Here is an 18,152-nt window from a genome sequence, read left to right on the forward strand (position 1 = left end):
TCGCTTGTCTAAACCCTTTTTCTCTACTACCACTAGTCTGTCTTTTTATACCTTTTATCGTCAATGAAAAAGGAATAATGCTTGCAGATGCACGCTTAAATAGTTTATAAATAGGATTGGAAATCCAACCCCTATTATTGTTAATGCTATCATTGCGATGCTATTGACAAGGAGCTAGTCATGTCGCGTTTGCCAGTGTCTATGTCGTCGGTCACAACGTCATGTAGTATGTCGTGCAGTCTATTGCTACTCACTGTCGGTGTGGTAGGTCAAGCCCATGCAGATAGTATGAGCGCGCTTATTGCGCAAAAGTCCGTCCAGCCTGAGTACAGTGCCCGTTATACACCAACGCATGCTGCGGTACCTGCTGCCAAAGTGAGTACACGCTCTACGATTCAACGTGCTGGCAGCTATCGATCAAGCCCTGTCAATGTTCGACCAACTAGTACTCCCTCTTATTCAACCACTAGTTATTCTAACAACAACCCTTACGCGAATCCGCCAGCTGTCAATACTTCTTATCGTTATCCTGACGTACAACGTCAAGCACCTAGCGCGCTACCAGCATTTTTATCCGGTAATTATGACAACGTCGATAGTGAGTATTTACCGTTGCTCAGTAATGCTGAGACCCAAAGCAATATGGCAGCGCGTGAGGTGGTGAGTACAGCGCGCAAAATGGCACTGAACGAGCGATCGATTATTCAAGGCGGCTGTTGGGATTATCTGGATGCGGTATTTAAACGGGCAGGGGTGACGCGTGATACGGTGCATAGAGGGACTTATGGTCAAGGTCCGTACGCCAATAGTGGCGAGATTGAAGTCGGGGATTGGCTCTACTATATTAATCATGGCTACAATGGTGTTGAGCATAGTGGACTGTTCGTCGGCTGGGTCGATGAGCGTGCAAAGCAAGCCTTGATACTCAGTTATGCGGGCGAAAACCGACGCGAACCTGCACGTTATCGTGTTTATGATTTGAGCAATGTTTATCAAATCATGCGCCCTAGTGTCTAAGCATCCCTAGCACCACATAGTGTGATAAAAAAAGCGTCCGTTACTTATTAAAGTAGCGGACGCTTTTTATTTTTAGGCCGTTAGTTCTAGAAATTAGCCATTGTACTGAGCTCTAGAAAGGTTTTACCACCACTAAAATTACGATAATGACCAAAGCAAATACTGGCACTTCATTAAACCAGCGCCAAAATTTATGCGACTTATAATGTGGATTATCCATCAGTTTTTTACGATAAAAGCCGCATGCGCCATGATAGCCAGACAGTAGTACGACCAGCAAGAGCTTAACGTGTAGCCAACCTTGAGTTTTATACACATCCCAGCCTAGACCTAACATCCATAGACCGAATACCCATGTCGCTATCATCGACGGTGTCATAATACCGCGATAGAGCTTGCGCTCCATAATGGTAAAGCGCTCTTGGCTAATGCTATCATCACTCATCGCATGATAAACAAACAAGCGTGGCAAATAGAAAATCGCCGCAAACCAGCACACCATAGAAATAATGTGTGCTGCTTTAATCCAGTTAAAATAGTCTGCCATCTAGGTTTCTCTTACTCAGCTTTGATTGTCTACTGCTAGTTGGTTATACGGTAAAGTGGAATGTGTTCATCAGGCCTTAATCAGCCATCACGACTTGTGTTTGATGACCGTTCATCGCATCCATCACAGGCAATACTCTAGGCGCTCTTGGTGCGGCAAACTGCTTTGTTAGACCAAGCTCACGCATGAGTCTGTCATCGCCTGATTGACTGGCGTTACCAGTGGTCAGAAGTTTGTCACCATAAAAGAATGAATTGGCACCTGCCATAAAGGCCAGTGCTTGCTCAGAGTCAGATAGGCTTTCGCGACCAGCCGACAGGCGCACATAGCTGGTTGGGCAGCAAATACGTGCCACGGCAATGGTACGAATCCATTCAAGTACAGGCAGCTGACCTTCTGCTAACACCTTATCGCCAATCGGGGTGCCTTTAATGGGCACCAATAGATTGACCGGAATCGACTCTGGTGCTTTGGGCATTTTTAGCAGCTCGTGTACCCAGTCGATGCGATCGTCACGGCTTTCACCCATACCAACGATGTTGCCGCTACAGACATTGATACCTGAGTTGCGCACGTTATTGATAGTATCTAAGCGCTCGTCATAGCTGCGCGTGCTGACAACTTGCTCATAGTAGCGGCGCGAGGTATCCAAATTATGATTGTAATAATCCAATCCTGCATCCGCCAATTGCGTTGCTTGATTGGTATCAAGCATACCAAGCGTCATACAGGTCTCAAGACCTAACGCTTTTACTTCTTTGACCAGTTCAACCACATAGGGCATGTCTTTGGCGCTAGGATGTTTCCACGCCGCACCCATACAGAAGCGTGATGAGCCACTGGCTTTGGCACGTTTAGCAGCGGCAATGACTTTATCGACTTCTATGCGTTTCTCTGCTTGCAGGTTGGTGGTATCGCGATGATGACCTGATTGCGAGCAATAGCCACAGTCTTCTGGGCAGTTACCTGTTTTAATAGACAGTAAGGTGCTGATTTGCACTTCATTCGCTTTAAAATGTTGACGGTGGATAGTTTGTGCTTGTAATAATAAATCCATCAAAGGCAAATCAAAGAGCTGAGAAATTTGTTCACGGCTGTGTTTGCTGGTCACATTTTGGTCTGTTTTAATCGCGTCTGTGGCTAGCATCGCCAACAACTCATTGGTTGTATTGGCTTGATTGTTAAGTGTGTCAGTTTGGCTGTCGGCGTTAGGTTCTGAGATACTAAGCAGTCCTGCCATAATATAAGTCCTTTTATAACGGTATTAAAAATATGGATATTTGCGTCTTTTATTGTTTTAAAGTATTTAATGGTTCTAAAACAATAAAAAAGGCTGCGATATAGTATACCGCAACCTTTTTAGAAAGTCAGAACGAGACTAGATAGTATTTAGAATGACTACAATTAAGCACATTAGAAACATCTTAGAGGCACATCAATAGTCATTGCTGGCTATTCATTTATTTAACTGTTTATGTCTGACTATTTACCCAATTTATGCTTAGCAACACCAACCCAATGCTCAGCAAATTTCTGTGCTTTATAGGCATAAGGTTTGGCTTTATCAAGATAAGGCTTACACTCTTCTGGAATGGCTGGCACGATGTGTTTGGCAAGCTTGTTGAACCACATCATTAGACTGTAATCACCCTCGATGCTCAGGTTACCTTCTTGTACTGCTGTCATAAAAGCAGGCAGACTGCCTTGGGTCAAAAGCTTAACGCCAGTCATAGAGTCTTTGAAATTGATGGTTAAGTCCGCTTCTTTTGCATGACCGCTATGTTGGCTAAACTGTCCATTATCAAAGCTAAAAGAACGGGCAATATCAGATTCAGTACTGGCAAATTCAATCGTGACTTTGCGATCAGCAAATAGTGCTTTGACGTCTTCATTGTCGCTATCAGCTAGCATAGACAAGCGATAACCAACCACGGCCAATAATGCATCTAATGGGTCAGATTTGATATCTAATACAGGAATAGTAAACATAGTGGAACTCCTAAAGGGTGGGGCATAACAATAAAGCGTACTTTATACCAGTTTTTATGATAAATATATAATTAGATTATAAACTATTGAGTGGTATCAATTCTTTAGGAGTTAAGTAGAGCGTGTTAAGTATCTTGTAACATTGGTCGTTTAAGGTTGACCGATTGCTTGGCATCTGTGTTTTTGATTACTTGATTTTTGATTATCTACTTTCTGTTTAATGGTTTTCTGTTTAGCTGTCTAATGAAAACGCGGCTGATAATCGTCGTCGTAAACAGGTGTGTGCTCGACATAGCGAGCCGCTTCCAACTCGCGCTGCTGACTGACAGACTGACTCACATCGTCGTAGCGTAATGCTCGATACAGCACCCAGACCGCCAAAGGTAGCCAGCTTATTCCAATAGCGATGACGTAGCTGTGCCATTCTGAAAGCTCTGATAGTGTAGGGCGACCTGACAAGATATTTTGGATAACTTCGACGCTCAACCAGTAGACCATGCCGCCAAACAGATATAGCAAGAGCCAACGATGCGATGAGAGAGCAAGTGCCACGACCACACCTGCTAGCAGCCCATAACCAAGCCATGCCGCGCTGCTCCACGCATCAACACCGATAAAAGAAAAAATAGTCAGTAACATCATTCATCTCGCTATTCATAAGGTGAATTCCAATGAGTCTATTATGAAAGGTTATTGAACAAAGCTGAAGAGGGTGTAGGCGACTTTGCGACAACCGTTGACGTTTGGTTTTTTGAATGATTTTGACCATTTAGCGTGGGGAGTTGCTAGAAAAAGCGCCGCAAGAATGGGCGCTTTTTATTGGGAACGACGAGAAGGTTTTGCTAATTCTAGATGAGATTAATACAAGCTTGAGGCAGGGCTAAGCTCGATTGGTACGGTTGCCCCACCAAGACAATAGCGAGACTAAAATAGCACCGAGTAGCATAAGTCCGACTGTGCTTAACCAGTGCGCGCCAGTAGGATATTGCCATGGCATGACATTGGTGATCGCCTCGCTATTTAGAGAACCTAAGGCGTCGACTTTCCACGGCCAGACTTTAACCAAAGATCCGGCGATAAAGCCTGTGAGCAAGGCTAATGTAGCTTGATAATAGCGAGACAATAACCATTTAAGCGCACGAGTAAATAATAATAATCCCGTTGCCATACCCGCCATAACAGTAAAAATAATGGTGAAATTATGAGTATGGACAGCCTCCAATACCGTATCGTATGCCCCCATCAACAGTAAGATAAACGACCCTGAAATACCCGGTAAAATCATCGCACAAATAGCAATGGCTCCGGCAAAAAACAGATAGGGTAAGCTTGGAGTGGTGGTCAGTAAAGGCAAGCTACTGATAGTAACAGCTGTTACTATCCCAATGATAAACAGTACTGCTCGCCCTATATTCCAGCGCTTAATTTCGCTTAATAAAATAAATACGGTTGCGACAACCAGCCCAAAAAAGAATGACCAAATCAGTAATGGCTCATTGTCCAGTAGATGCTTGATCATACCAGCCAAGGTCAAAAAACTGGTGGCAATACCGAGTAGCAGACATAATAAAAAAGTGGCATCCACTTGTCGCCAAACCGCAACTAAACCTTTGATGCCACCTTCTTGGCGGAATATCTGCCACAGATGAGGGCCAATACTACTAAGTGCATTAATCAGGCGTTCGTAAATACCTGCAATTAGTGCAATGGTGCCACCAGAGACACCAGGTACGATATCAGCGGCGCCCATGGCCATACCTTTGAAATAGACGCCTAATAGCTGTTTTGGGCTGTCAGTGGTAGTCACACTGGTATCTAATGGTTGCGGCACTGACGACTCGCTTGGTTTGGGTGATTGGGGTGCCGTCATAGACAGTCCTTGAGTGATTTAAGATGAGCGTTGAAGGTGAGTGCCAATATTTAGAGTAAAGTCATGAGTTAGACTAAAGTCATGCTCAGGCAGTAAGGTTCAAATTGTGTTATTAAAATAGCGCCATAGTCAGTGGCAACAAAATATAAAAACTATAAATATAAAAGCCAGATTAATGACAAAGACATTAACCTAGCTTTTTATAGTGTGTCCAGCATTTAGACATTACTCAGTAGGAGCAAGTGCGGGATAGCCAAGCGCGTAGAGCACGCCTTCTAGACCAGTCACATTAATCGCTGCATCGGCACGTGCTTGCACAATAGGCTTAGCATGATACGCGACCCCCAAGTCAGCAATCGCCATCATCGGCAAATCATTGGCACCGTCACCGATACAGACCACTTGTGACATCTCGATACCCAAACGCTCAGCAGTATGTTCGACGATAGCGGCTTTTTTAGTACCATTAACGATGGGTAATTGTATGTGGCCAGTGACCTCACCTTCGTCGATGTCTAAAGCATTGGCATGAACTTCGTCAATGCCCAATTGCTCAGCAATATAACGGGCAAAATAAGTAAAGCCGCCAGACACCAATACCGTATGATAGCCCAAGGCTTTTAGTGCGCTGATGGTAGTGCGAGCGCCCACAGATAGCGTTAAGCGGCTGCATATATCATCGAGCACATCCGTTGAGATACCTTTTAATAACGCCACACGCTGAGCGAATGACTCATCAAAATCAATCTCACCGCGCATCGCCGCCTCAGTGATGGCTTCGACTTCTTCACCAATTCCCGCTGTTTTTGCCAGTTCTACGATGACTTCTTGTTCAATCAACGTTGAGTCCATATCAAAGCAGGCAAGCTTGTGGGTACGCAGCATATGACCGACAGATAAAATATGGCAATCAACAACGTTTAAGTCGTCCGCAATATCCGCGCTGTGCGTTTTTTTATATTGCTCGGCCAAGTCATGACGCAAGCGCGTGGTCAATTGATCATCGATGATATGAGCCGCCGCCGTCTTCTTGCCAGGGTGCATGAGCGTGTCGGTTACTGGCACCAGTAGATAGCGGAATACTTGCGCATGGGTAAAGGGAAGACGTTGCGCATCTGCTGCCATCGGTTCTGTATCAGAAACCGTGATATTGACAAAGCTTGCATCGGTGTCTTCGGCGACGGTTACCAAATGCCAGCTTGGTTGCTCATCGACCCACGACTGAATATATCGATGAATATCCATTGCTGACACTTGAGTCGGCAGCACTACGATGAGTGCAAAAACAGGCAGCGACTGTAGCGCATCAAAATCTTGCAAATTGGTATCATCAGGTAATAATGCCGCAATAGAATCGACGGCTTGTTGCCATGCTTTGCTGTCTTTTGGTAACGAATAAGAGGTATTTTTTGGCATGGCTCAATTGTCCCTTGTATGCTCATATAAGATTGGGAATAATAACAGTTTTACTGAGCAGCGCCTATAGATGACGCGCAAAGTATCGCAGGTGTCTAAAATTGCCTGTCAGGGCGCAAAAACTGCTCAAATGCGATAAAGTTAGCATGATAAATTTATAAAGCGACTAACGCTATAAGGCTTATTATGGTGATATAGTAGATGAGATAAACTGACCACTTGGTATAGTCATTCCACTATAAAAGTATTACAGCGTTAACCTCGCTTGAAGTATCACATATACATCTACACTCGGTTGCCTTGTACTACTTTTAAATTGAATCGACTACAACGATGTTGTGGCAAAGACAGCAGCGGTGTTAATGATGCAGATTGCGATACTATCATGAGTTAAGTTTAGTCCGATGGGCGAGAGCTATTTGCCGTCATAGTAGTTTAAATAATGGTGATTGGTTTCAGTAACGCTCTATCAATATGCACGCATCACAATTTTCTAAAAATTAGCCAAAAAATGAGCAGTAGCCTCGTTTTTTAATTTCTCTTCTCCAAAAAAGTTTACCATATCATGACGTATTTAGCGCCGCGGCAAGGGTTGTTTGCCATTATTCTTCTGGTTAGTTTTTGTTTGCAGACTCTATTATTGGTCATCAGTACCGACCAACAGCTGAGCAAAAGTCGTGCGTTAAAAGGCGAGCAGATGGTCGCCCAGCTGATTGATGAGGCAAGGTTGTCTTTAGAAAACAAAGACCGTGTCAGTCTCAGCGTTATTGCCAATCGCTATACCAGCGAGCAAGACGTCACACGGATACTGATTAAAGACAACAACGACGACATCTTGGTGCCTGTTGGCAATGCGCCAATGCAGCAAGGCGATACCATTCGTCAGATCGCCACCAATGGCGATGCGGTGATTGGCAGTGTGTCGTTGACATTAAAAGATATTAGCAAGGGCGAGATTATCGCTATGCAATGGCCGTTTGTCATCGGTACTATGCTGCTGCATTTGTTGCTTTGGCTGATTTATGGTTATCTGGCTCGTCCTACTAAAGAGCAAATCAATGCGCTCAGCCGTGATGTCGAAGATTTATATCGCGAGCAATATCGGCAGGTTGATCAACGCAGTGACTATCGTGAGAATGCTCGCGAGAATGATCGTGGCTATGCGGATGATGCGAATGGTTCAAATGACAAGCGCTCAGCCGATAACGAGAATGACAATACTAGAAACAGTAGCACTAGAAACAGTAGCAGTAAAAATGAAGGTCGTAATCTTGATGATAATCAAGTGACTGCTGAAACCAATGATAAAAATACAAATACCCGCAAAATTGACGTCCATAATGAAGTCAATGCCTATCTAAGGGCGCAGCAGAATCAAGATGCGATGACGGAAGACACCGGTCTTAATGCTGACAATACTTCTGAATATCGTACAGATGATCAGGCTACCGATGCAACGCAAAACGATGGGCGCAGCAGTGATAATGGCACTCATAAAGTCAATGGCAGTACCTCTCAATTATCTACCGCTAAGCTATCTGCCACACGCGCAGTTGACACGGTCAGTGTCCAAATCGTATTTCATGACGAATTTAATATGCTTGAGCGTCTAGCGCCTTCCCAGCGCTTGCCTTACCTTGCGCTATGTACGCAGTTACTCAATCAGGCAATAACCGAGCTACTCAAACAACCGCTGTTGATGGGTGTGAGTGCGATGAATGAACCACGCTTTGACGAAAGCGGTGCCTGTGCGGTGCTCAAAGCGGATAATAGCCATGCCAAAGTCGCGCTAGCAGGCGTGATGCTTGGCAAGCTCTACCTGATGCTCAATAAGATCATCCACGACAAGCATATTGAACTGTCGCGTTTTGCCTTGTCAGCCAAAGCTGGCGTGAGTGATGATGCCCAAGCCGATGCCATGACCCAACTGTTACAAAGTGTGGGCAAAAAAGAGCAGATGTTGATATTGCTGCCTAATGCTGGACTCAAACAAATCAGCAACCATGTTCAAGTACACAGCATCATGCGTCCGACAACTGTCTATGAGCGTGAGTGCGCGATATTTGATGGTGGCAATGACTCGATGATTCAGCGTTTGGCAGATGTCCGTAACGCAGTTCTGATGATTGAAGAAACGGATGAGTAATATGCTTCATCGCTATTAATGCTGCCACTTTCTCTACAATTGCCTGCGAGATAGCCTTTACGATTGTTCTTGTGTTTGTTGCTAAATAGGGCATAGTGATAAAAAGGATTGACAATGCCCAGTAGAGACTTTATAAGGCATATATATATTCACGTATTTTTAATACCCTTGCCAAAAAATGATAGGAGTTTGTCATGAGTGACGCTGATATTGACGACGATTTTGATGATGATTTTGTCGACGATGATGATGCAAAGATGGTAGAAGAGGCTGAGACTAGTGTGCGTACGCGCCTAAGTAGTCTTGAGAAGCGTCGACTAATCGATAATTTGCTAGAAGAAAAGCGTTTGGCTAAAGAGTTAAAAGACGATCTTGACGATCTAGATAACTTCGATGAAGATGGCGATGATTGGGATGATGATTTTTAGGTTTTAGACTTAAGTTAAGGATCCTGTTAGGTTAGCCAAGCAGATGATACGATTAAAGTAGGCCAAGTAAACCAAACTAAGCCAATGCCTTAGGGGTTGATCGTGACTGAATTGTGCTAAGCTGGCTGTACCATATTTTGGTTTTCAATGCTTGGTTTTGAACGCTTGATTTTAGTTCTTAATGATTGCTGTGCCACTTAGGGCGTTTCATCAATTAGCACATGGATACATTTAGTGGTCTTAAAATGGTTGAATTTTGCCAAATGTCGTCAGAAATCTTGTCAATAGATTCATATTTACGGCAATTTCTTTCTTGTTTGGCTGCAATTTCCCTTATTTTAGGCCTCACAATCTAAATGATGACACGCCCTCGCTATATTCAATAAATTTATTTTATAAAGGTTGTTTGGTTTTAGGTGTGTCATCCAAGCAATTGCTATCCTCTTCTTATTCACCATCAGACATTTAATCGGTCGTTTGTGGTGACTGACGCAATCCATCTTTCAAGGATTATTACATCATGAGTAACCAACTAAGTTTTGATGAATTACTAGATTATTTGGACAATCAAGAGAGCCAGTTTGTGCTCGATAGTGTCGCCGCGCATGGTTTTCTGACAGCGACAGTCATCGGTCGTCCATTGCCTAATTGGATGGATGCGCTATTTGAAGGTCATGCTAGTGAGATTCCAGAAAATGTCATCGATGGCATTAAGCGCTGGCGCGACTCTATCATCGCTGAACTAAAAAATGAGACACCTATCGAGCTACCGTTTGGTGAAGGTGCTGGCGACGAAGAAGTGGCTGTCGATTTTTCTGACGAGTCAGATATCGTTGCTTGGTCAATTGGTTTTGTCGATGCCATGTATGGCGATGAAGCCAGTGATTGGTTTGAAGATCAAGACACCGCAGAAGACGTGGCAGTATTGACCTTACCAATGATCGTACTAAGCGGTATCGATGATGAAGATCCAGAGCTATCTGAGATGCGTAAAGACGAAGACAAAATGGTACAGATGGCCAATAGCATCGAAGGCAATTTGACTGAGCTGTTTTTGTTGTTTCATACCAACGACTAACAGTTAAAAAAAATACCTTTTATCGTAATTGAGAGTGGTTCTAGCTTTACTTAAAGCGCTGCTATAATAATATTAGCTTGTTAGATTAGAGAGAAATATGAAAAAATCATTACTACCACTACTTTTAATCGCAGGTTTGGCATCAGGATGCGCAACAACTTCTACTCTATCAACTAAAGACAATGTTAGTGTAGCGAAGGTGAAGTTAGACTCTGTCAATGTCAATTTAAATCAAAAATATGATAACCCTGTATTTTATAGTCAAGGTGATATTGAATACTACCTGAGTAAGTGTTTAGTTACTGAGTTGTCTAAAGAGGGCAAGTATCAAGCGAATGCAAAAGCTAGTGTAAATATAAATATAGATTATAAGAGAGTTTATACTGGTGAAGCTTTTGGTATGCAAAAATCAGTTTCTAGACCAAGAATTGCCTATAACTATAAGATATTGCAGGACCGCAAAGTTTTACAGCAGAAAGAAGAAAAAGATTTGAGTATCAATGCAGGTTTATTAGAGAATTTGAAAACAGTAGCTACTATGGATGTAGGTAACACCGAAAAAGAGGCGGAAAACTCTTATTTAGATGCACTGTGTAGACATATAGCCGAACAGGTTTATTAATTTTTCTAATTAGGTCTTAAATATTATGCAGCTCTCCAACCTTGAACACTTACCCAATTATCAAATCACCGAGCGTCTCGATGTGGTGTACGGCAGTACCGTGCGCTCAAAGCATGTCGGTAAGGATTTGTTCGCCAGTCTAAAAAACATCGTTGGCGGCGAGCTGACTGCCTATACTGAGCTACTAGAAGAGTCGCGCCAAGAGGCGATAGATCGCATGATTGTAAAGGCCGAAGCACTCGGTGCTGATGCTGTCGTTGGTCTGCGATTTTCGACCTCTAGCATCGCGCAAGGTGCGTCAGAGCTGTTTGTCTATGGTACTGCGGTCAAAGCAGTACCTGTGCAACAGCAGCCTGCATCACCGCCACAGTACCCATCTGGTCACACTCCACCTATTCAAAATGCACCTACTCAAAATCCGCAAACGCAACCGCCAACTCCAGCGGATGATTTACCACGTTTCAATCCTTTTGGTTAGTTAATTAAGTTTTAAAACACTAAAGCTTTTTTATGATAAGAGACGTGCCATGAATAATTCTATGACTCAATTCCTCATTAACTACGCGCCGCTTATTATATTATTCGTGGTGGGGTGGTTCTTTGGATCGCGTCATGAGCGCCAACACTTAGCACAGCTCAGTATCGCAGAGCAAACCTTGGGTCACATCGTGGTCTCAAGCGAGCGCTTTTATTACCCCAAGCTGGCAGCCGATAGTAAAGGTGAGCTGGTGCTGGGCAGCGTGGTGATTGCCCAAGATTACTTTAAGATGATTATCGCTCGGGTACTGAGTTTATTTGGCAAAAACTTAACCACTTATGAGACTTTGCTAGATCGCGCACGGCGTGAGGCTATCGTCCGTATGCGCACGCAGGCACAGGCCAAAGGCTACAATCATATCTATGGTTTACGTCTTGAAGTCACTAGTATCAATCAATTGGGCAGCATGGTCGAAGCCATTGCCTATGGCACAGCAGTGGTCGATATCGACACAGCAACTGACCACCTAAATAGCTGAGCCAACGCCTAATTATCTGTAAGTTTCCATAGCTTTTCCGATAGTCATCAATGCTTGTTTCTTCAATGCCATCGTAAGCATGCCATCCTAAAATTTATATTTACATCTATCAGCGTAAATAACTCAAACCTATATTTCATTACAAAAGCCCATTATTGACCGGGGAGTAACTGAATGATGTAAGTCATGAGCACGCGACAACGCTATACTTAATTTTATCGTTCGATATGCTGGTGTACGTGTATTAGCAGGATTGGCTTATACCGCTAGCGTGAAAAATATCGTTATAAATTCTACAGCAACCTAGCCATTAAGTGCTTTGATCAAGTGCATTAAGGACAAGCGCTGTGTGTCGACCTATAGACAGGTCTTATCTACATGGATGTAGTTATGGAAAATCTTGAAATAGTCACCTTAGTAAACTCAGTCGTTATTCCCCTTTGCCTATTTTTGATTATGATGGGCATGGGTATGACCCTCATTACCAACGACTTTAAACGTGTTTTGAAATACCCAAAAGCGGTCAGTATTGGCTTGCTCAATCAGCTTATCTTGTTGCCGATTATTGGTTTTGCACTGGCAAATATTATGCCGTTGCGACCTGAGTATGCGGTAGGAGTCATGTTACTCGTGCTCTGTCCGGGTGGCACCACTTCCAACTTATTTACCTTCCTTGCCAAAGGCGATGTAGCGTTATCAGTCACTATGACGGCCATTGCTAGTGTCGTCACGGTATTTAGTATTCCTGTTGTCCTGAGTTTTTCACTGATTCACTTTATGGGTGCTGGCAGCGAGTTTCAACTGCCGATTATAAAGACCATGATTTCTTTATTCGTCATCACCATTCTGCCTATTAGTATTGGTATGCTGATCAAACGCTTTGCGCCAAGGGTTGCTGATAGCTCACAAGTCATAGTCTCTCGTTTTGGCGTGACGTTTTTGACATTCTTAGTGGTGTTTTTGAGTTATGTACAAAGAGATATCATCGTTGAGGCCCTTATCGCTACCGGACCAGTATCGTTGCTACTAAACCTGTCAACCATGGCGCTTGGTTACTATAGCAGTAAATGGTTGGGCTTAAACCTAGCACAGCGAACGTCCATCACTATGGAAGTTGGCTTGCAAAACAGCACCTTGTCTATATTTATGGCGCTCACGCTATTGTCTAATTACGACATGTCGATGACACCAGCTATCTATACGTTAGTCATGTTCTTGACCGCTGGTATATTGGTGAGAGTATTTAGCTCGAAGTTCAATAAGCTGAAGAAAAAAGAAATAGAACAAGGGGTTTTGGCCGCCCGTATGCTTTAAAAGTGTCATCAGTGTTGAGCACTTATTGCTTATAAAATATTGCCAGCGCACACTCTTAAATAATGAGTTTGCGCTGGCATATTTTTGTACGAATCATAGGCTTTATGAGTTGATAATGAGTTGATAGTCATTTGATTACTCTAGCGATCTCGTCTATCCATCCTCGCTATTTTGTTGTCTTTATTTTGCTGCTTAACTTTGGCGATATCAAATAAGAAAGTACGGTTTTTGAGAACCGCGACAAATACCACGCCGCCGACGGTATTGCCCAATATCACCACCACTAAAAATATCAAGTAACGCCAAAAACTGACGGTATTGCCATACAATAGAGCAGAAAATACCTCAATGTTACCCACGATACTATGATGCAAACCCAAAAAGCCAATACTGCCTGTGATTAAGGACACCAGCACGATACGGCTAAGGGTATCGCGTGCCGAGGTGACAAGCCACGCAGCAACGCCCATCATCCAACCTGCTAGTACGGCGCTACCAAATATAACCCACCATTCAAATCCTAAAACATGCTCGGAATAGGCGTCGATATCGCTGACATCAAACAGATGCATATGCAAACCCAAACCGATCATCAACGCTGCAAATAAACAGCCGCCAACGATATTGCCAGCGATGACAATCCCCCAAAGCCGCATGAGTTTGTTTAATGGTTCGATACCATTGAGTACCGGTAGGCTCAGCAGAGACGTTTGTTCAGTGAACAATAGCGACTGACCAATGACGACGATAATAAAGCCAATCGGATAAAGTAATGACGCCAGCACCATGGCATATTGATTGGGCATTACATCGGTCAATAGGGCGAATGCGGACAAAATCATAAACAGGCTAATACCAATCTCCAATCCTGCAGTAAAGGCACTGGTAAATAACGAGCCAAGAGAGCGATTAAAGGTTTCTTTGGCATCGATGACTTGCTCGACTAAGATGCTGGCATAACTTTTTGGCTCGCTTAAGTTGTCATCGCTGGCCACTTCTTTGATGGTTTCTTTGTCTTCGTCACTGATTTCTTTTGGCAAATCTTCATCTTTTATGGCGTCACCTTTGGGCAAACCTTCATTTTGGTTTGCGTCTTCAGAGTCATTTTGGCTTTCATTTTGAGCATCATCCTGATTGGTTCCAGTAGCCACTTCTAACGCCTCGTTATTGTCCTTCTTATCGGCATTGTCACTACTCTGCGCCGCGTGAATACTAGCTGTCGAACTCGGATCATTATTTTTATTAGAATTGTCTTTGGTATTAGGCATGACAGTAAACTTATATAAGAGGAGCGGTGAGTGAAGGATATAAAAATAACGGTCAAACCAGTGTCAACGTCATAGCCGTTGCCATGTTGCTGCAATGCAAAAAAGCTTATTTTAATAAGTTACAGTAAGGCCATAACGACTGCAAGTATCGAAAAAGCATTCGATACTAACAAAATCTGCTCATATAAGATAAAATCATCCTACTAACTTTTTTGTTTGCTCGAATCACCTATTATTATCCAGCGTTAGCGCTATGCCTGAACCCAGCTTGCGTTGGTTAATTGTATGAATTCAGCGATAACCATACTTTTGCTTACTATTTATTTAATCCATTTACGTTTTAGTCTGAGAGCCTTATGAGTAAACCTAATAGCAAAAATAATTTAACCCAGTCTATCCAAGCCGCCTTAAGCCAACTTGAAAACGCCTATAATCCTGCGGAAGTCGAAGCAGGCATGTATCAAGGCTGGGAAGACAGCGGCTATTTTCAGCCGACGTTTGATAAAGATGAGTCGTTCTCTATCGCGCTACCACCACCGAACGTCACTGGCTCGCTGCACATGGGACATGGTTTTAACAACGCAATCATGGATGCGCTCACACGTTACCACCGCATGGATGGTGATAACACGCTGTGGCAGCCAGGTACGGATCATGCAGGTATCGCCACTCAAATGGTTGTTGAGCGTCGCTTAGAAGCACAAGGTATCAAGCGCCGTGATATGACGCGTGAAGACTTCATCGATAAAGTGTGGGAATGGAAAGAAGAGTCAGGCGGCAATATCACTAGCCAAATTCGCCGTTTGGGCAGCTCGGTTGATTGGTCACGTGAGCGCTTTACCATGGATGATGGTCTATCTAACGCGGTAAAAGAAGTGTTCGTTCGTCTGTTTGATGATGGCCTTATCTATCGTGGTAAGCGTTTGGTTAACTGGGATCCAAAGTTTCAAACGGCATTATCTGACCTAGAAGTAGAAAACCACGATGAAAAAGGCAGCTTGTGGCATTTCCGCTATCATTTCACGGATACAGATTTAACGACCCAAGATGGTAAAAACTATCTGGTCGTCGCCACCACACGTCCTGAAACGCTCCTTGGTGATACGGCTGTTGCGGTCAATCCTAGCGATGAGCGTTATGCACACTTGGTCGGTAAAACCATTACCTTGCCAATCACTGGTCGCGTCGTGCCTATCGTCGCTGATGATTATGTCGAAAAAGACTTCGGTACGGGCTGTGTCAAAATCACCCCAGCGCATGATTTCAACGACTATGAATTGGGTCGTCGTCATAGCTTGCCATTGATCAACATCCTTGATGAGCGCGCCAATATCTTAGCATCGATGGAAGTCTATCCTGACTTGCAAACGCGTGAGCCAACGTTAGAGACCACGCCAAGTGACTATGCTGGTTTAGAACGTTTTGCTGCGCGTAAGTTCCTTGTTGAGCAAGCAGGCGAGCAGGGCTGGCTAGAAGATATCGAAGACTACGCGCTAAAAGCCCCGCGTGCTGAGCGTGGCGGTACGATCGTTGAGCCGTGGTTGACCGATCAGTGGTATGTCGCAGTTAAAGAGCTGGCCAAGCCTGCGATTGATGCAGTAGAAGACGGCAGCATCGAGTTCGTCCCTGCACAGTACAAAAACATGTATATGTCGTGGATGACCGATCTGCAAGACTGGTGTATCAGCCGTCAGCTGTGGTGGGGACATCGTATCCCTGCATGGTATGACGATGCGACGGGTGAAATCTATGTCGCCCGTGACGAAGCCGAAGTACGTAGTAAATACAGTCTCAGCGATGATATCGTATTGCGCCAAGATAATGACGTACTCGATACGTGGTTCAGCTCTGGTCTATGGACGTTCAGTACGCTTGACTGGGCAGACGTCAACGCCGATCCACGCGTGATGGACACCTTCCACCCAACCAGCGTGTTGGTGACAGGTTTTGACATTATCTTCTTTTGGGTTGCTCGCATGATCATGATGACCATGCACTTCGTGAAAAACGAAGACGGCACGCCGCAAGTACCGTTTAAGACTGTCTATGTGCATGGTCTGGTACGTGATGGCAATGGTCAAAAAATGTCAAAATCGAAAGGTAACGTCTTAGATCCGATTGACCTAATCGATGGTATTGATCTAGAAGCGCTGGTAGAAAAACGCACCAGCAATATGATGAATCCAAAAGACGCGGCCAAAATCGAAAAGCAAACGCGTAAAGAGTTCCCAGAAGGCATCCCAGCCTTTGGTACGGATGCATTGCGCTTTACCTTTACCTCATTGGCCAGTACCGGTCGCGATATCAACTTTGATCTAAAGCGTGTCGAAGGCTATCGTAACTTCTGTAATAAAATCTGGAACGCCAGCCGTTTTGTACTGATGAACTGTGTCGATAGCGAAGGTGCTGCCAAGCCTATCGACCAAGCGGCAAACCCTGACGTATGGGAATTGCCAGAAAAATGGATCATGAGTCGTCTGAACTCTACCGTTGCCGATATCCATCAGCATTTCGCTCAGTATCGTCTCGATATGGTCAGCCAAGATATCTATGAGTTCATCTGGAATGAGTACTGTGATTGGTATGTTGAGCTTGCCAAAGCCAGTTTAAATGATGACTCGGTATCGGACGAACGCAAAGCGCAAATCCGTTATGTACTGCTGCACGTGCTAGAGACGGCGCTACGCTTTAGCCATCCAATCATGCCGTATCTGACCGAGCAAATCTGGCAGACGGTTGCACCGCTACTGAATCGCAAAGACACCGATAGCATTGTAGTCGCTGACTATCCAAAAACGGATGAGGCACAAATCAGTGAGCAGGTTGAGGCGGATATGGCGTGGCTACAGGAGCTCATCGCTAGCGTCCGTAACATCCGTGGTGAGATGAAACTGGGCAATGCCGTACGTCTGCCAGTACTACTACAAAATATCTCTGCTGATGAAGATGCGCGTCTATCACGTATCAAAAACCAGTTCAAAGCGCTTGCCAAAGTCAAGAGCTTAGAGATTATAAATAGTGGTGACGGCTCTGATCAAAAGATTCCGCTATCGTCATCGAGCATGGTCGGTCAGCTACGTGTACTCGTACCGATGAAAGGTCTAATTGATCCAACAGCTGAGCTGGCACGTTTGGGTAAGTCATATGATAAGTTGAAAGGTCAAGCCGAAGGTATCGCGCGTAAGCTAGGTAATGAAGGCTTCGTGAGTAAAGCACCTGCGGAAGTGGTCAATGCTGAAAAGGCCAAATTGGCTGAGCTAGAAGGGCAGTTGACCGCGATGACAGCGCAGATGGAGCAGTTAAAGGCGTTGTAAATAAGGCGTAAATATCTATAGTAATAAAGAACGCTGTCACAATTGTGATGGCGTTTTTTATTGTTTACTTTAAAAAGATTATTGGACTGCAAGTCATAACAGATAACTGTGAGAAAGGTTTTTTACA

Annotated in this window: 16 protein-coding genes; 9 read left to right on the forward strand and 7 right to left on the reverse strand. The window is 44.1% G+C overall.

The genetic code is table 11. The features are described from left to right. Positions 1 to 180: 180 nt before the first annotated feature. Positions 181 to 1,017 (forward strand): hypothetical protein, encoded by an 837-nt coding sequence (locus tag ACTQ9T_RS00580; RefSeq protein ID WP_189585711.1) that lies wholly within the window; start codon positions 181 to 183, stop codon positions 1,015 to 1,017. 112 nt (positions 1,018 to 1,129) lie between these two features. Here the strand turns inward: ACTQ9T_RS00580 and hemJ are convergent, their stop codons facing one another. From hemJ to serB, 6 genes are all read right to left on the reverse strand, one after another. Continuing rightward, positions 1,130 to 1,564 carry a protoporphyrinogen oxidase HemJ gene (hemJ, locus tag ACTQ9T_RS00585; RefSeq protein WP_010201681.1) on the reverse strand — a complete coding sequence of 145 codons (435 nt, stop codon included), beginning with the start codon at positions 1,562 to 1,564 and terminating at the stop codon, positions 1,130 to 1,132. Positions 1,565 to 1,640: 76 nt separating this feature from the next. Then, positions 1,641 to 2,711 (reverse strand): biotin synthase BioB, encoded by a 1,071-nt coding sequence (bioB, locus tag ACTQ9T_RS00590; protein ID WP_189585824.1) that lies wholly within the window; start codon positions 2,709 to 2,711, stop codon positions 1,641 to 1,643. A 335-nt stretch (positions 2,712 to 3,046) separates the two neighbouring features. Beyond that, on the reverse strand, positions 3,047 to 3,553 hold the full coding sequence (locus ACTQ9T_RS00595; RefSeq protein ID WP_189585708.1) for an SCP2 sterol-binding domain-containing protein: 507 nt from the start codon (positions 3,551 to 3,553) through the stop codon (positions 3,047 to 3,049). 240 nt (positions 3,554 to 3,793) lie between these two features. Further along, the gene (gene aciT, locus ACTQ9T_RS00600; RefSeq protein ID WP_227669887.1) at positions 3,794 to 4,195 is read right to left on the reverse strand and encodes an AciT family ciprofloxacin tolerance protein; all 402 of its coding nucleotides are present in this window, start codon (positions 4,193 to 4,195) and stop codon (positions 3,794 to 3,796) included. A gap of 238 nt (positions 4,196 to 4,433) precedes the next feature. Then, entirely contained in the window at positions 4,434 to 5,423 is a 990-nt protein-coding gene (locus ACTQ9T_RS00605; protein WP_440463756.1) for a DUF368 domain-containing protein, read from the reverse strand. Between the two features lie 225 nt (positions 5,424 to 5,648). Next, a complete protein-coding gene (serB, locus tag ACTQ9T_RS00610; RefSeq protein WP_440463757.1) occupies positions 5,649 to 6,839 on the reverse strand; it encodes a phosphoserine phosphatase SerB in 1,191 nt (396 codons plus the stop codon). A 565-nt stretch (positions 6,840 to 7,404) separates the two neighbouring features. Between serB and ACTQ9T_RS00615 the strand changes: the two genes are divergently transcribed. From ACTQ9T_RS00615 to ACTQ9T_RS00645, 7 genes are all read left to right on the forward strand, one after another. Beyond that, a complete protein-coding gene (locus ACTQ9T_RS00615) occupies positions 7,405 to 8,985 on the forward strand; it encodes a hypothetical protein (protein ID WP_440463758.1) in 1,581 nt (526 codons plus the stop codon). A gap of 194 nt (positions 8,986 to 9,179) precedes the next feature. Next, on the forward strand, positions 9,180 to 9,413 hold the full coding sequence (locus tag ACTQ9T_RS00620; protein ID WP_010201674.1) for a PA3496 family putative envelope integrity protein: 234 nt from the start codon (positions 9,180 to 9,182) through the stop codon (positions 9,411 to 9,413). Positions 9,414 to 9,933: 520 nt separating this feature from the next. Next, positions 9,934 to 10,491 (forward strand): YecA/YgfB family protein, encoded by a 558-nt coding sequence (locus ACTQ9T_RS00625; RefSeq protein WP_010201673.1) that lies wholly within the window; start codon positions 9,934 to 9,936, stop codon positions 10,489 to 10,491. Positions 10,492 to 10,588: 97 nt separating this feature from the next. Then, positions 10,589 to 11,113, forward strand: coding sequence for a hypothetical protein (locus ACTQ9T_RS00630; RefSeq protein ID WP_440463759.1), 525 nt, complete (start codon positions 10,589 to 10,591; stop codon positions 11,111 to 11,113). A 25-nt stretch (positions 11,114 to 11,138) separates the two neighbouring features. After that, positions 11,139 to 11,591 (forward strand): heavy metal-binding domain-containing protein, encoded by a 453-nt coding sequence (locus tag ACTQ9T_RS00635; protein WP_440463760.1) that lies wholly within the window; start codon positions 11,139 to 11,141, stop codon positions 11,589 to 11,591. Positions 11,592 to 11,640: 49 nt separating this feature from the next. After that, the gene (locus ACTQ9T_RS00640) at positions 11,641 to 12,129 is read left to right on the forward strand and encodes a YbjQ family protein (protein WP_440463761.1); all 489 of its coding nucleotides are present in this window, start codon (positions 11,641 to 11,643) and stop codon (positions 12,127 to 12,129) included. Between the two features lie 390 nt (positions 12,130 to 12,519). After that, complete coding sequence (locus tag ACTQ9T_RS00645; RefSeq protein WP_440463762.1) at positions 12,520 to 13,443, forward strand: bile acid:sodium symporter family protein; 924 nt, start codon at positions 12,520 to 12,522, stop codon at positions 13,441 to 13,443. Positions 13,444 to 13,583: 140 nt separating this feature from the next. Here ACTQ9T_RS00645 and ACTQ9T_RS00650 read toward each other — a convergent pair whose 3' ends face one another. Beyond that, on the reverse strand, positions 13,584 to 14,711 hold the full coding sequence (locus tag ACTQ9T_RS00650; RefSeq protein WP_440463763.1) for a formate/nitrite transporter family protein: 1,128 nt from the start codon (positions 14,709 to 14,711) through the stop codon (positions 13,584 to 13,586). 356 nt (positions 14,712 to 15,067) lie between these two features. On the opposite strand from ACTQ9T_RS00650, the gene ACTQ9T_RS00655 reads away from it, so the two are divergent. Continuing rightward, a complete protein-coding gene (locus ACTQ9T_RS00655) occupies positions 15,068 to 18,025 on the forward strand; it encodes a valine--tRNA ligase (RefSeq protein ID WP_440463764.1) in 2,958 nt (985 codons plus the stop codon). Positions 18,026 to 18,152 lie beyond the last annotated feature (127 nt).

The sequence above is a fragment of the Psychrobacter sp. ASPA161_6 genome (genome assembly GCF_051970285.1).
In the GTDB taxonomy this organism is placed as follows: domain Bacteria; phylum Pseudomonadota; class Gammaproteobacteria; order Pseudomonadales; family Moraxellaceae; genus Psychrobacter; species Psychrobacter glaciei.

Excerpts from the sequence above, each read along its gene's own strand:
- serB (WP_440463757.1), bottom strand. The coding sequence starts at position 6,839 with ATGCCAAAAAATACCTCTTATTCGTTACCAAAAGACAGCAAAGCATGG.
- ACTQ9T_RS00615 (WP_440463758.1), top strand. The coding sequence starts at position 7,405 with ATGACGTATTTAGCGCCGCGGCAAGGGTTGTTTGCCATTATTCTTCTG.
- ACTQ9T_RS00630 (WP_440463759.1), top strand. The coding sequence starts at position 10,589 with ATGAAAAAATCATTACTACCACTACTTTTAATCGCAGGTTTGGCATCA.
- hemJ (WP_010201681.1), bottom strand. The coding sequence starts at position 1,564 with ATGGCAGACTATTTTAACTGGATTAAAGCAGCACACATTATTTCTATG.
- ACTQ9T_RS00580 (WP_189585711.1), top strand. The coding sequence starts at position 181 with ATGTCGCGTTTGCCAGTGTCTATGTCGTCGGTCACAACGTCATGTAGT.
- ACTQ9T_RS00650 (WP_440463763.1), bottom strand. The coding sequence starts at position 14,711 with ATGCCTAATACCAAAGACAATTCTAATAAAAATAATGATCCGAGTTCG.
- ACTQ9T_RS00625 (WP_010201673.1), top strand. The coding sequence starts at position 9,934 with ATGAGTAACCAACTAAGTTTTGATGAATTACTAGATTATTTGGACAAT.
- bioB (WP_189585824.1), bottom strand. The coding sequence starts at position 2,711 with ATGCTAGCCACAGACGCGATTAAAACAGACCAAAATGTGACCAGCAAA.
- ACTQ9T_RS00605 (WP_440463756.1), bottom strand. The coding sequence starts at position 5,423 with ATGACGGCACCCCAATCACCCAAACCAAGCGAGTCGTCAGTGCCGCAA.
- ACTQ9T_RS00655 (WP_440463764.1), top strand. The coding sequence starts at position 15,068 with ATGAGTAAACCTAATAGCAAAAATAATTTAACCCAGTCTATCCAAGCC.
- ACTQ9T_RS00635 (WP_440463760.1), top strand. The coding sequence starts at position 11,139 with ATGCAGCTCTCCAACCTTGAACACTTACCCAATTATCAAATCACCGAG.
- ACTQ9T_RS00620 (WP_010201674.1), top strand. The coding sequence starts at position 9,180 with ATGAGTGACGCTGATATTGACGACGATTTTGATGATGATTTTGTCGAC.
- ACTQ9T_RS00595 (WP_189585708.1), bottom strand. The coding sequence starts at position 3,553 with ATGTTTACTATTCCTGTATTAGATATCAAATCTGACCCATTAGATGCA.
- aciT (WP_227669887.1), bottom strand. The coding sequence starts at position 4,195 with ATGATGTTACTGACTATTTTTTCTTTTATCGGTGTTGATGCGTGGAGC.
- ACTQ9T_RS00640 (WP_440463761.1), top strand. The coding sequence starts at position 11,641 with ATGAATAATTCTATGACTCAATTCCTCATTAACTACGCGCCGCTTATT.
- ACTQ9T_RS00645 (WP_440463762.1), top strand. The coding sequence starts at position 12,520 with ATGGAAAATCTTGAAATAGTCACCTTAGTAAACTCAGTCGTTATTCCC.